Annotated in this window: 11 protein-coding genes; 8 read left to right on the forward strand and 3 right to left on the reverse strand. The window is 61.9% G+C overall.

The annotated features are described in order from the left end of the window. Nucleotides 1–22: 22 nt before the first annotated feature. The 6 genes from ACSSVY_RS00695 to ACSSVY_RS00720 all read left to right on the forward strand — a co-directional run bounded on the left by ACSSVY_RS00695 (nucleotide 23) and on the right by ACSSVY_RS00720 (nucleotide 6,685). Nucleotides 23–1,015: a P1 family peptidase gene (locus ACSSVY_RS00695; protein WP_454267452.1), complete on the forward strand. Its 993-nt coding sequence runs from the start codon at nucleotides 23–25 to the stop codon at nucleotides 1,013–1,015. A 131-nt stretch (nucleotides 1,016–1,146) separates the two neighbouring features. Then, nucleotides 1,147–1,722, forward strand: coding sequence for a ribosome maturation factor RimP (gene rimP, locus ACSSVY_RS00700; protein ID WP_454267453.1), 576 nt, complete (start codon nucleotides 1,147–1,149; stop codon nucleotides 1,720–1,722). A gap of 4 nt (nucleotides 1,723–1,726) precedes the next feature. Then, nucleotides 1,727–3,346, forward strand: a complete 1,620-nt coding sequence (gene nusA / locus ACSSVY_RS00705) for a transcription termination factor NusA (protein ID WP_454267454.1) — start codon at nucleotides 1,727–1,729, stop codon at nucleotides 3,344–3,346. 23 nt (nucleotides 3,347–3,369) lie between these two features. Further along, nucleotides 3,370–3,993 (forward strand): RNA-binding protein, encoded by a 624-nt coding sequence (locus tag ACSSVY_RS00710; RefSeq protein WP_454267455.1) that lies wholly within the window; start codon nucleotides 3,370–3,372, stop codon nucleotides 3,991–3,993. Nucleotides 3,994–3,999: 6 nt separating this feature from the next. Next, nucleotides 4,000–6,504 carry a translation initiation factor IF-2 gene (gene infB, locus ACSSVY_RS00715; protein ID WP_045685904.1) on the forward strand — a complete coding sequence of 835 codons (2,505 nt, stop codon included), beginning with the start codon at nucleotides 4,000–4,002 and terminating at the stop codon, nucleotides 6,502–6,504. Nucleotides 6,505–6,526: 22 nt separating this feature from the next. Continuing rightward, entirely contained in the window at nucleotides 6,527–6,685 is a 159-nt protein-coding gene (locus ACSSVY_RS00720) for a hypothetical protein (protein ID WP_454267456.1), read from the forward strand. Nucleotides 6,686–6,900: 215 nt separating this feature from the next. Here the strand turns inward: ACSSVY_RS00720 and mutT are convergent, their stop codons facing one another. Genes mutT through ACSSVY_RS00735 form a run of 3 tightly spaced genes read right to left on the reverse strand, consistent with a single transcriptional unit; the run spans nucleotide 6,901 to nucleotide 9,380 of the window. Next, nucleotides 6,901–7,299 (reverse strand): 8-oxo-dGTP diphosphatase MutT, encoded by a 399-nt coding sequence (gene mutT, locus ACSSVY_RS00725; RefSeq protein WP_009816918.1) that lies wholly within the window; start codon nucleotides 7,297–7,299, stop codon nucleotides 6,901–6,903. Then, the gene (gene argJ, locus ACSSVY_RS00730; protein ID WP_454267457.1) at nucleotides 7,296–8,525 is read right to left on the reverse strand and encodes a bifunctional glutamate N-acetyltransferase/amino-acid acetyltransferase ArgJ; all 1,230 of its coding nucleotides are present in this window, start codon (nucleotides 8,523–8,525) and stop codon (nucleotides 7,296–7,298) included. Before argJ ends, mutT begins: the two co-directional genes overlap by 4 nt. A gap of 3 nt (nucleotides 8,526–8,528) precedes the next feature. Beyond that, nucleotides 8,529–9,380 carry a peptidylprolyl isomerase gene (locus tag ACSSVY_RS00735; protein WP_454267458.1) on the reverse strand — a complete coding sequence of 284 codons (852 nt, stop codon included), beginning with the start codon at nucleotides 9,378–9,380 and terminating at the stop codon, nucleotides 8,529–8,531. A gap of 191 nt (nucleotides 9,381–9,571) precedes the next feature. Here ACSSVY_RS00735 and secA point away from each other — a divergent pair, with 191 nt between their 5' ends. Both secA and ACSSVY_RS00745 read left to right on the forward strand, forming a co-directional pair. After that, nucleotides 9,572–12,268: a preprotein translocase subunit SecA gene (gene secA / locus ACSSVY_RS00740; RefSeq protein ID WP_454267459.1), complete on the forward strand. Its 2,697-nt coding sequence runs from the start codon at nucleotides 9,572–9,574 to the stop codon at nucleotides 12,266–12,268. Nucleotides 12,269–12,361: 93 nt separating this feature from the next. Continuing rightward, entirely contained in the window at nucleotides 12,362–13,336 is a 975-nt protein-coding gene (locus ACSSVY_RS00745; protein WP_454267460.1) for a hypothetical protein, read from the forward strand. Nucleotides 13,337–13,355 lie beyond the last annotated feature (19 nt).

The following is a 13,355-nucleotide window of genomic DNA, read 5'->3' on the forward strand; positions in this document are numbered from 1 at the left end:
ACAAGGATAGAGGGATTGCGGCATGGGGACGAAAATCGCTGCGCGAAATCTGATCACCGATGTGGCGGGGCTGCGGGTGGGCCATGCGCAGGATATGCGGCTGCGCTCTGGCGTGACGGTGCTGGTGGGCGATGCGCCCTTTACTGCGGGCGTGCATGTCATGGGCGGCGCGCCGGGCACGCGGGAGACCGATTTGCTGGCCCCCGACCGGGTGGTTGAACAGGTGGATGCGCTGGTGTTGTCTGGCGGATCGGCCTTTGGTTTGGATGCCGCATCCGGCGTGGCGGACGGGCTGCGCGATATGGGGCGCGGGTTTGCCGTGGGCGATGTGCGGGTACCGATTGTGCCGGGGGCGATTCTCTTTGATCTCTTGAACGGCGGGGACAAGGCGTGGCGCGAGAACCCCTATAAAGCTCTGGGCCGGGCGGCGTTGGCGGCGGCGGCAGAAGAGTTTGAGATCGGCAGCGTCGGGGCAGGGACGGGGGCGACCACGGCCAATCTGCGCGGCGGGCTTGGGTCGGCCTCGGTGACGTTGCCGGGGGGCGTGACGGTGGGCGCGCTCGTGGCGGTCAATGCGCTGGGCTCGGCCACGGTGGGCGACGGGCCAGAGTTCTGGGCGGCCCCGTTCGAGCGGAATGCAGAATTTGGCGGGCGCGAGGTGGCGCGGACCTATCCCGATCCGGTGCTGGCACCCACCAAGCTGGCGCAGCATGGCAATACGACCATCGGGATCATCGCCACCGATGCCACGCTCACTCAGGCGCAATGCACCCGTTTGGCCACGGCGGCGCAGGACGGGTTTGCGCGGGCGTTGGTGCCCTCGCATACCTTGATGGATGGGGACTTGATTTTTGCCGCAGCCATGGGCGCCCGGCCTGCACCCGATCTGGGCGGACAGGTGATGCTGGGTCATGTGGCGGCTTGCGTCATGGCGCGGGCGATTGCGCGGGCGGTGTATGCGGCGCGGTCGGTTGCGGGCGATGCGTTGCCGGCGTGGCGGGACAGATTCGGCTGAGGCGGAATCCCCCTTGCAGACTCAGGGAGAGGGGCGTATATGCCCCTCAACAGCGGCGCTTTCGGGTCCACTCGAATGCACCACCGGAGAGTGTAACGGGCCGCGCGCCCGTTTTTTTGTGCTTGGGAAAGATGACGAACGACCTGATTGCAAAAGCAGCGATTGATCGCCGGATGGCAGAGATCATCACCCCCGTGATCGAGGATCTCGGGTATGAGTTGGTGCGCGTGCGGTTGATGGGCGGGCAGTACCATACCCTCCAGATCATGGCGGACAAGCCTGATGGCGGCATCGAGGTGGATGACTGCGCTTTGATCAGCACGGCCGTGAGCGCGGTGCTGGATGTCGAGGATCCTCTGGTCGAGGCCTACACGCTGGAAGTGTCGAGCCCCGGCATTGACCGGCCTCTGACGCGGCTCAAGGATTTCGAGGCCTTTGAGGGCTATGAGGCCAAGATCGAGACGACCGAGTTGATCGACGGACGCCGCCGCTTCAAGGGTGTGCTGGCGGGCGTTGAGGGCACCGAGGTGCTGATCAATGTCGAGGAAGGCACGATCGGACTGGAATTTGACTGGCTGTCTGATGCCAAGCTGGTTCTGACGGATGAGTTGATCAAGGAAATGCTGCGGCAGCGCAAGGCGGCGGGCGTGATCAACGAAGAGCAATTTGACGAGATCGAAACCGAGAACGGTTCTGAGGAGGACTGACACCATGGCAATCACATCCGCCAACCAGCTGGAGCTGTTGCAGACCGCAGAAGCGGTCGCGCGCGAAAAGATGATCGACCCGGCACTGGTGGTCGAAGCGATGGAAGAGAGCCTCGCCCGCGCCGCCAAGAGCCGCTACGGCAGCGAGATGGATATTCGGGTGGAGATCGACCGCAAGACGGGCCGCGCCAAATTCACCCGCGTGCGGACCGTGGTCGCGGATGACGCGGTGGAAAACTATCAGGCCGAAATGACGGTCGAGCAGGCCAAGCTGTATCTCGAAGACCCCAAGGTCGGTGATACCTTTGTCGAAGAAGTGCCGCCCGTCGAGATGGGCCGGATCGCCGCACAGAGCGCCAAGCAGGTCATTCTGCAAAAGGTGCGCGAGGCCGAGCGGGATCGTCAGTTCGAAGAGTTCAAGGACCGCGTCGGCACGATCATCAACGGGGTGGTCAAGCGCGAGGAATATGGCAACGTCATCGTCGATGTGGGCCGGGGTGAAGCGATCCTGCGTCGCAACGAAAAGATCGGCCGCGAAGCCTATCGCCCCAATGACCGCGTGCGCTGCTATATCAAGGACGTGCGCCGCGAACAGCGCGGGCCGCAGATTTTCCTCAGCCGCACCGATCCGCAGTTCATGGCCGAACTGTTCAAGATGGAAGTGCCCGAGATTTACGACGGTATCATCGAGATCAAGGCCGTGGCGCGCGATCCGGGCAGCCGGGCCAAGATTGCCGTGATCAGCTATGACAATTCGATTGATCCCGTCGGCGCCTGCGTCGGTATGCGCGGCAGCCGGGTTCAGGCGGTTGTCAACGAATTGCAAGGCGAGAAAATCGACATCATCCCGTGGAACGAGGATCAGGCGACCTTCCTTGTCAACGCGCTCCAGCCGGCCGAGGTCAGCAAGGTGGTGATCGACGAGGATGCGCAGCGTATTGAGGTTGTGGTGCCGGAAGAGCAGCTAAGCCTTGCCATTGGGCGTCGTGGTCAGAACGTGCGTCTGGCCAGCCAGTTGACCGGGCTTGATATCGACATCATGACCGAGGCCGAGGATAGCGAGCGCCGTCAGAAGGAATTCGAAGAGCGCACCAAGCTCTTTGTCGATACGCTCGATCTGGACGAGTTCTTTGCACAGTTGCTGGTCTCGGAGGGGTTCACCAACCTCGAAGAGGTGGCCTATGTCGATGTGGACGAACTGCTCGTGATCGACGGCGTTGACGAGGACACCGCGGCAGAGCTTCAGGCGCGGGCGCGTGATGTGATCGAGGCACAGACCAAGGCGGCGCTGGACAAGGCGCGCGAACTGGGTGTCGAGGACAGTCTGATTGCGTTCGAGGGTCTGACCCCGCAGATGGTGCTTGCACTGGCCGAGGACGATGTGAAATCGCTTGAGGATTTCGCCACCTGCGCCGATTGGGAACTGGCTGGCGGCTGGACCACGGTCAAGGGCGAGCGCGTCAAGGACGAGGGTATTCTGGAGAAATTTGACGTCTCGCTCGAAGAGGCGCAACATATGGTGATGACCGCCCGCGTGATGCTGGGCTGGGTCGATCCGACCGAACTCGAAACCGATGCCGACGACAGCGAGCTCGACGGCGATGACGAGGAGGCCGAGGCCTGATCCTTCAGGCCTTGGAGCACAGGATGGGGCGCGGTGGTGAACCCAAAGACCGGAGCGACGGTCCGGAGCGTAAATGCATCGCCACAGGCGAGGTGCAGCCGAAACACGGGCTTATCCGCTTTGTCATCGGTCCCGAGGGGCAGATTGCCCCGGATCTGGCGGAAAAGCTGCCGGGGCGTGGCATCTGGGTTGCGGCGGATCGCGCGGCCTTGGACAAGGCGGCAACCAAGGGTCTGTTTGCCCGCGCCGCCAAGCAACCGGTGCAGGTGCCCGAAGGTCTGACGGATAAGGTCGAGGCCCTCTTGGCGCGGCGGGTGATCGACCTCATCAGCCTTGCCCGAAAGGGTGGGCGTGCGGTGTCGGGATATGAGAAGGTCAAGGACATGCTCATGCGCGAGGATGCGCGTGTTCTTATTCAGGCCAGCGATGGCTCTGAACGCGGAAAATCAAAGCTGAGCACGCCGCATGGCGGCTCATTCATCGGGTGGCTGACAGCGGATGAGCTGGGCCAGGCCTTTGGTCGACAAACCACAATCCACGCGGCACTGGGTGCTGGAGGTTTGTTGCAACGTGTTGTAGAGGAGGCGGCAAGGCTGAAAGGTCTGCGCGTCTCGGACGGCGAGACAGCGCGCCGGAAAGGAAAGTAGAAGACTATGAGCGACAACGACGGAAAGAAACCATTGGGTGTGCGTGGCGCGGGTTCCCGGCCGGGGAACGTGAAGCAGAGCTTCAGCCATGGCCGGACCAAGAACGTCGTGGTGGAAACCAAGCGCAAGCGCGTCGTCGTGCCCAAGCCCACCGCCGCCGCGACCGGCGCTGCCGGGGCTGGAACGTCTTCGGGTATCACCAGCGCGTCCAAGCGCCCGGCCGGGATCTCTGATGCAGAGCTGGAGCGCCGCATGCGCGCGCTCGCCGCAGCCAGAGCGCGCGAGACCGAGGATGCAGCACAGCGCGAAGCCGATGAAAAGGCCCGCGAAGAAGAGCGTATGCGTCGCCGTGAAGAGGCCGAGGCCAAAGAGCGCGAGCAGCGCGAGGCCGAGGAAAAGGCCCGCGCCAAGGTCGAGGAAGACGAACGCCAGAAGCGTGCGACAGAGCAAGCCGCCCTCAAGGCGGCGGCATCGGCGGCAGAGCCGGATGCAGTGCCTGCGGCGGCCCCGTCTCGGGCGCCCGCCTCCAAGGTGGCCCCTGTTGCGCGCAAGCGTGAGGAAGACGATCAGCAATCCCGCCGGGGCAAGGCGCGTGGTACGGATGATGCGCGCCGGTCCGGCAAGCTGACGCTCAATCAGGCCCTGTCTGGTGGTGAAGGCGGTCGCCAGAAATCCATGGCCGCGATGAAGCGCAAGCAAGAGCGCGCGCGGCAAAAGGCAATGGGCGGCTTGCAAGAGCGCGAAAAGATCGTGCGCGACGTGCAACTGCCCGAAGTGATTATGGTTTCGGAACTCGCCAACCGGATGGCCGAGCGTGTGGGCGATGTTGTCAAGGCGCTGATGCAAAGCGGCATGATGGTCACGCAGAACCAGTCGATTGATGCCGATACCGCAGAGTTGATCATCGAGGAATTCGGGCACCGTGTGGTGCGCGTGAGCGACTCGGACGTCGAGGATGTGATTGATCAGGTCGATGACAAGCCCGAGGATATGATCTCGCGCCCGCCAGTCGTCACCATCATGGGCCATGTGGACCACGGCAAGACGTCGCTTCTGGATGCGATCCGCGATGCCAAGGTTGTCGCCGGCGAGGCCGGGGGGATCACCCAGCATATCGGGGCCTATCAGGTCAAGACCGACAGCGGCGCGATGCTCACCTTCCTCGACACGCCCGGTCACGCGGCCTTTACCAGCATGCGGGCCCGTGGCGCGCAGGTGACGGATATCGTGGTTCTGGTCGTGGCGGCCGATGATGCGGTGATGCCGCAAACCATCGAGGCCATCAACCACGCCAAGGCGGCCAAGGTGCCGATGATCGTGGCGATCAACAAGATCGACAAATACGAGGCCAATCCGCAGAAAGTGCGGACCGATCTCTTGCAGCATGAAGTGATTGTCGAACAGATGTCCGGCGATGTTCAGGATGTCGAGGTTTCGGCCGTCACCGGACAAGGTCTGGATGAGCTGTTGGAGGCGATCGCCCTTCAGGCGGAGATTCTCGAACTCAAGGCCAACCCGAACCGGGCGGCTGAGGGTGCGGTGATCGAGGCGCAGTTGGATGTGGGTCGCGGTCCGGTCGCAACCGTGCTGGTCAAGAAGGGCACGCTGCGTCAGGGCGATATCTTTGTCGTGGGCGAGCAGTATGGCAAGGTGCGGGCGCTGATCAACGACCGGGGCGAGCGGATCAAGGAAGCGGGTCCGTCGGTGCCGGTCGAGGTTCTGGGTCTGAATGGCACCCCCGAAGCGGGCGACGTCCTGAACGTGGTCGAGACCGAGGCGCAGGCGCGCGAGATCGCGGAATACCGCGAGAGCGCGTCGAAAGAAAAGCGCGCCGCTGCCGGGGCTGGCACCACGCTGGAGCAGCTTTTGGCCAAGGCCAAGGAAGACGAGAACGTCAAGGAGATGCCGATCGTCGTCAAGGCGGACGTGCAAGGCTCTGCCGAAGCGATTGTTCAGGCGATGGAGAAGATCGGCAACGACGAGGTGCGCGTGCGCGTGCTTCATTCGGGTGTGGGCGCCATCACCGAATCCGATATCGGGCTGGCCGAGGCGTCAGGCGCGCCAGTGTTCGGCTTTAACGTGCGGGCCAATGCGCCGGCACGCAACAGCGCCAACCAAAAGGGTGTGGAGATCCGGTATTACTCGGTGATCTACGATCTGGTCGACGATGTGAAAGCCGCCGCAAGCGGTCTCTTGGGCAATGAAATTCGCGAGAAGTTCATCGGCTATGCCAAGATCAAGGAAGTCTTCAAGGTGACTGGCATTGGTCGCGTGGCTGGCTGTCTGGTGACCGAAGGCGTTGCACGGCGGTCTGCCGGTGTACGTCTCTTGCGCGACGATGTCGTGGTCCATGAGGGCACGCTCAAGACGCTCAAGCGGTTCAAGGACGATGTCAACGAGGTGCAGTCCGGTCAGGAATGCGGTATGGCGTTCGAGAACTATGACGATATTCGCCCCGATGATGTCATCGAGATCTTTGAGCGCGAAGAAGTGGTGCGCACACTGGCGTAAGTCAGGTGTTCAGGATGAACCAATGAAAAGGGCAGCCGAATGGGCTGCCCTTTTTCATTGGTCTGTCGATGGTGGTTCAGGCGGCGCGGGATGCGACCGGGTGCCCGGAATAGAGCCGGTTCCCAACTCTGACCTGCATCAAGCCATTGCTCAGCAGCCGAACGAATATTCCCTGAATTGAGACGCAAGAGCCTAGTTTAACGGTGCGCAGCATGTCATTCCCCCGAATGTAACAATCCCGTAAAGATACTTTGATTATTTCCATATCTAGTAAAAAAGAAACTAACATTTCCATAAATTGTGCATTTTCTTGCGCTGGACCGAAATACTATTTGTTTTCAAGAGAAATAGTTGACGGCTTAAATTTCATGACACCCGTTTCCGGTGCGAATCACGTCACAGCCAGTCCCGCAGGATGGGTATCAGGGGAATATCGGCCGGTGGCATGGGGTAGGACCGAAGGTCCGCCGCGCGCACCCATTTGAGCGCCTGACCCTCGCGCCCCTGCACGATTCCCTCCCATTTGCGACAGGCAAAGAGCGGCATCAGCAGGTGAAACTCAGGATAGGTATGGCTTGCAAAGGTCAGAGGGGCCAGGCAACTGGCCCAGGTGTTGATCCCCAACTCCTCGTCAAGTTCGCGGATCAGCGCCACCTCTGGCGTCTCGCCCGGTTCGACCTTGCCGCCGGGAAACTCCCAGAGACCGGCCATGGATTTGCCGTCCGGTCTCTGGGTCAAGAGGATGCGGCCATCCACGTCAATCAGGGCGACCGCCGACACCAGAACGGTTTTCACGAGCGGTAATCCGCGTTGATGTCGATATAGCCATGCGTGAGATCGCAGGTCCAGACGCGCGCCGTTCCGCCGCCAAGGCCCAGATCGACGTGAATGACGATGTCTTGCTGCTTCATATAGGTGGCGGCGGCGGCCTCGTCATAGCTGGGGCTGACAAAGCCGTCCTTGGCCACCTGCATGGTACCAAACCAGATCGCCAGCAGATCGCGGTCCGCCCGTGCGCCGGATTTCCCTATGGCCATGACAACACGCCCCCAATTGGGGTCTTCGCCCGCGATGGCCGTCTTGATCAGCGGCGAATTCGCGATGGCCTTGGCGTGAATATGCGCCTCAGCGTCCGAGGCGGCGCCGGTGACGGAAATTTCAACAAACTTCGTCGCCCCTTCACCATCGCGTACCACCTGATGCGCCAGATCGAGCATGACGCGGCGCAGCCCTTCCATGAAGCCCATGCTGTTCTCGGTCACGCGGATGCCCGAAGCCCCGGTGGCCGCCACAAGGAGAGTGTCAGAGGTTGAGGTGTCGCTATCGACCGTGATGCAGTTAAAGGTCGTGCGATTAAGCGCGCTGACCATGTCCTGCAAGATGTCCTGATCCATCGCGGCATCGGTAAAGATATAGACCAGCATCGTCGCCATATCCGGGGCGATCATGCCAGACCCCTTGGCGATGCCGGCGATATGCACGGCCTGCCCGTCAATCATCACGGTTTCTGAGGCACCTTTGGGAAAGGTATCGGTGGTCATGATGGCGCGGGCGGCCGTCTCTATCGCATGGGGTGACAGGGCAGCGGCAAGATCATCGAGCTTGTCGATGATGCGCTCATGCGGCAGCGGTTCTCCGATCACGCCGGTCGAGGAGGAAAAGACGCGGGTGGCGGGCATGCCCAGCGTCTTGGCCGCCGCCTCGGTGATGGCCTGTACCGACCCGGCTCCGCGCCGCCCGGTAAAGGCATTGGCGTTGCCCGAGTTGACCACGATGGCGGCCCCGGGGGTCGGATCGCCGCCGATCTTGTCCTGACAATCAAGCACCGCCGCAGAGCGGGTGGCAGAGCGGGTAAAGGTCCCCGCCATCGCAGTGCCGGGTGCCAAGCTGACCAAGAGCACATCGGTGCGATTCTGATAGCGCACCCCGGCCTCGGTGGTGGCAAAGCTGACGCCGCCAATCACCGGCAGCGCGGGAAAACCCGCCGGGGCAAGCGGGGATAGCGGCGGTTTGGCACCCATGGCTCAGTTCTCCAGCAAGTCGGTTTGGTTGATCACGGCCGGGTCCATGGCGCTGCTGTCGGTGCGCACAATCTCGGTTGCGGCCTCGCGTTCGGTGATGAAGGCATTGAATGCGTCTCGGCGCAGGGTGTTCGCCAAATCCTCGCGCACCGCATCAAGCGTCGGGCGTTCCTTGACGCGAGTCTCGTTGAGTTGGATCACATGCCAGCCGAATTGCGTCTGCAACGGCGCGGAAACATCCCCGACTTCAAGGGCTGCAACCGCCGCAAAGAACTCTGGCACCATCACGCCATCACCGAACCAGCCCAGATCGCCGCCCGAGGGGCCGGAAGGGCCGGTGGAATGCTCTTGCGCGAGTGCTGCGAAGTTTGCGCCGCCTTCCAACTCCGCCACCAGCTTTTGCGCCTCTTCTTCGGTCTCGACAAGGATATGCGCGGCCTTGTATTCGGTCTGATCCTCTTGCCCCGCATATTGCGCGTCATAGGCGGCTTGCAGGCGCTCTTCGGTCATGTCGGCGTTGACCACACCTTCGGCCACATCGGCAGCCAGCACTGCGCGGCGCTCGTTCTCGAGCCGGAGAGCGGCGGCGCGGGACATCTCGCCGTCATGCGCCTGCACCAACAGTTCCTGCTGGATGAGCTGTTCGAGCACCCCGTTGAACAACGCATCGGGGGGCGTCTGATCAAATTGCTCTGGCAGGGCCGCACGTACCGCCAACATATGCCCAAGGGTGATGTCGGTGCCGCCAACGGTGGCCATCACCGTCTCGGGGCTGGGGGTATCCTGGGCTATGGCGGGAGCCGTGAGGGCCAGTCCGGTGACCAGTATGGTGTTGGAAAACAGGGTGCGGAGCATGAAATCATCCTTTGGTGTGGTGCGCAGGGCGCGGGTGCGCGGGTGCGCAGCGTTGACACTGAACCGGCTGGCCCTTACATCGCCTTGAGACCAAGGCAGAACCGCCGTCTTGCGCCCGTTTTAGGGTGGTGCGGCAAGAGGGGCAAGCGGTTGCCTGTCACGGATAGTCAAAACACCGGAACGGATAGAACATGTTGGGTATTGGAACGGTCGCCAAAAAGATCTTCGGCACCCCGAATGACCGCAAGATCAAGGCGACACGGCCGCTGATCGCAAAGATCAACGCGCTGGAACCCGAGTATCAGGCGCTGAGCGATCAGGCGCTGATTGACAAGACCGCAGAATTCCGCAGCCGCATTGCCGGGGGAGAGACCCTTGATGCGATCCTGCCAGAAGCCTTTGCCAATTGCCGCGAGGGTGCGCGCCGGGCCTTGGGGCTGCGCGCGTTCGATGTTCAGCTCAAGGGCGGGATATTCCTGCATCAGGGGAACATCGCCGAGATGAAGACCGGCGAGGGCAAGACGCTGGTCGCGACCTTTCCCGCCTATCTCAACGCGCTGTCGGGCAAGGGCGTGCATATCGTCACGGTCAACGACTATCTGGCAAAGCGCGATGCCGAATGGATGGGCAAGGTGTTTGCCGCGCTCGGCATGACGACCGGTGTGGTCTATCCCCAGCAACCCGAGTCCGAGAAAAAGGCGGCCTATGCCGCCGACGTGACCTATGCCACCAACAACGAACTTGGCTTTGACTATCTGCGCGACAACATGAAATCCTCGCTCGAGGATATGAACCAGCGCGGGCATAATTTCGCCGTGGTCGACGAGGTGGACAGTATCCTGATCGACGAGGCGCGCACGCCCTTGATCATCTCGGGTCCAAGTCAGGATCGCAGCGGGCTCTATCAGTCGATCAACACTCTGATCCCGGAATTGCAGGACGATCACTACAAGCTGGATGAAAAGACCCGCAACGTCACCTTTACCGACGAGGGCAACGAGTTTCTCGAAAACCTGCTCAGCGTGCGCGGCGTGCTGCCCGAGGGGCAATCGCTCTATGATCCCGAGAGCACGACCATCGTGCATCACGTCAATCAGGCGCTGCGCGCACACAAGCTCTTTACCAAGGACAAGGATTACATCGTCCGGGGCGGCGATGTGGTTCTGATCGACGAATTCACAGGGCGGATGATGGCCGGACGGCGTCTGTCGGACGGGTTGCATCAGGCAATCGAGGCCAAGGAAGGTTGCAACATTCAGCCCGAGAACGTGACCTTGGCGCAGGTGACATTCCAGAACTATTTCCGCCTTTATGAGCGGCTGTCGGGCATGACCGGCACCGCGCTGACCGAGGCCGAGGAATTTGGCGAGATTTACGGGCTTGGTGTGGTCGAAGTGCCGACCAACCGCCCCATCGCACGGATCGACAAGGATGACGCGGTGTACCGCACCGCGCGCGAGAAGTACGACGCGATTGTCGAGGCCATTCGCACGGCCTCTGAAAAGGGGCAGCCGACACTGGTGGGCACCACCTCGATCGAGAAATCCGAGAATCTGAGCAAGTTGCTGACCGAGGCGGGGATTGCCCATAACGTGCTCAACGCCCGTCAGCATGAGAAAGAGGCGCAGATCGTCGCAGATGCCGGTAAGCTGGGGGCAGTGACGATCGCCACCAACATGGCCGGACGCGGCACCGACATCAAGCTGGGCGGTAATGTCGAGTTCAAGATCATGGAGGCCATCGCCGCCGATCCCGAGGCTGACCCCGAAGAGATCCGCACGCGGATCGAATCCGAACATGCCACCGATGAAGAGGCGGTCAAGGCCGCTGGCGGGCTCTTTGTTCTGGCGACCGAGCGGCACGAGAGCCGCCGCATCGACAATCAGCTGCGCGGCCGCTCTGGCCGTCAGGGCGATCCGGGCAAATCCGCCTTCTTCCTCAGCCTTGAGGATGATCTGATGCGGATTTTCGGATCCGAGCGGCTGGAAAAGGTGTTGGCGACGCTGGGCATGAAGGAAGGCGAGGCGATCATTCACCCTTGGGTGAACAAATCGCTGGAGCGCGCGCAGGCCAAGGTTGAGGGGCGCAATTTTGACATCCGCAAGCAACTCCTGAAGTTCGACGACGTGATGAACGAACAGCGCAAGGTGATCTTCAAGCAGCGTCTGGACATCATGAAGGCCGCCGATCTGAGCGAGATCATCAAGGATATGCGCGGCGAGGTGATCGACGATCTGGTCGATCAGTACATGCCGCCCAAAACCTATGCCGATCAGTGGGATACCCACGGGCTCTATGCGGCGGTGATCGAAAAACTCAGCATGGATCTGCCCGTTATCGACTGGGCCGCCGAAGAAGGCGTGGACGACGAAGAGATCGTCGAGCGGCTGGAAAAGGCCGCCGATGAGATGATGGCGGCCAAGGCGGCGCAATTTGGCCCCGAGAGCATGCGGATGATCGAAAAGCAGGTGCTCTTGCAAACCATTGACGGCAAGTGGCGCGAGCATCTCTTGACGCTGGAACATCTGCGCAGCGTTGTCGGCTTTCGCGGTTATGCGCAGCGCGATCCGCTGAATGAATACAAGAACGAGGCGTTCCAACTGTTCGAAAACATGCTCGACAGCCTGCGCATGGATGTGACCCAAAAGCTGGCGCAGATCCGTCCCATGACCGAGGGCGAACAACAGCAGCTGATGCAGGAAATGGCGGAACAGCGCGCGGCGATGATGGCGGCAGCGGACACCGGCGAGCCTGCGCAGGTCAGCGAGAGCGCGGCCTCCGGCTTTGATGAAGCTGACCCTGCGACATGGGGCAATCCGGGTCGCAACGACCCCTGCCCCTGTGGATCGGGCAAGAAATTCAAGCATTGTCACGGGCGGCTGGCCTAGCCGCCCGCCCGATTGCCACCTATTCCCTGCCATACGGGGGCCATTTTTCAGCGTTACCGCTTCCGAGACAATTGATGTGTCAGGGAGAACGGTATGTCCAAGGCCAGACGTTACATCACCGCAGGCGGAACGCTCGCCTGTGCGTTGGGGATCGGGTACTTCATGCAGGCGGGCGCGCAGGCCCCTGCGCAGAACGCCGCGATGATCTCCACCTCGGGTCTCGAGACGCCGGTTGAAATCACCCAGATCGAGCTGACGTCGGCAGAGGCGGTGCCACCGATGACCGCGCCAGAGCCTGTGGCCCTGCCCGCAGCCCCTGTGACGCTTGTGGTGGCTCAGGATGCGCCATTGACCGACGCGCTACCAGAGGAAGAGGCCGTGCCAAGTTTTGCCTGCGACTACAGCATGCAGGCGCGCGCCTTGCCCGCCGCGATGGTCGAGGTGACGTTGAGCGCACCCTGTCAGCCCAACACCGGGTTCACCCTGCACCACAATGGCATGATGTTCACGGCTGTGACCGACGATCAGGGCCAGAGCACGCTCAACGTGCCTGCATTGGCCGAGTCAGCGGTATTCATCGCGGCCTTTGAGGATGGTCAGGGCGCGCTTGCCACTGTGTCAGTGGATACGCTGGCGCTCTATGACCGCTATGTCGTGCAATGGCGCGGCGGTGCGGCGCTGCATGTACATGCGCTGGAATATGGCGCGGAATTCGGTGCGGCGGGTCATGTCTGGGCGCAGGCCGAACAGGACATGACGCGCGCGGCCTCGGGCGATGGCGGCTTTCTGACCCAACTGGGCGAGCGGGATATGGATCAGGCGCTGCATGCCGAGGTCTATACCTTTCCGACCGGCACGGCGGCACGCGAAGGCGCGGTACAGGTGCAGGTCGAGGCCGAGGTGACCGCCGGGAATTGCGGGCGCGATCTTGAGGCGCAATCCATCGCAACTGGCGCGACCGGGCTTGAAGTGCAGGATATTGTGCTTGCGATGCCCGATTGTGAGGGGGTCGGTGACTTTCTTGTGTTGAAAAACCTGTTCAATGACCTGAAGATCGCCTCCAACTAAGGCAAGGTCTTGCAGGGGG

It is taken from the genome of Roseovarius sp. MBR-51 (assembly GCF_053628575.1).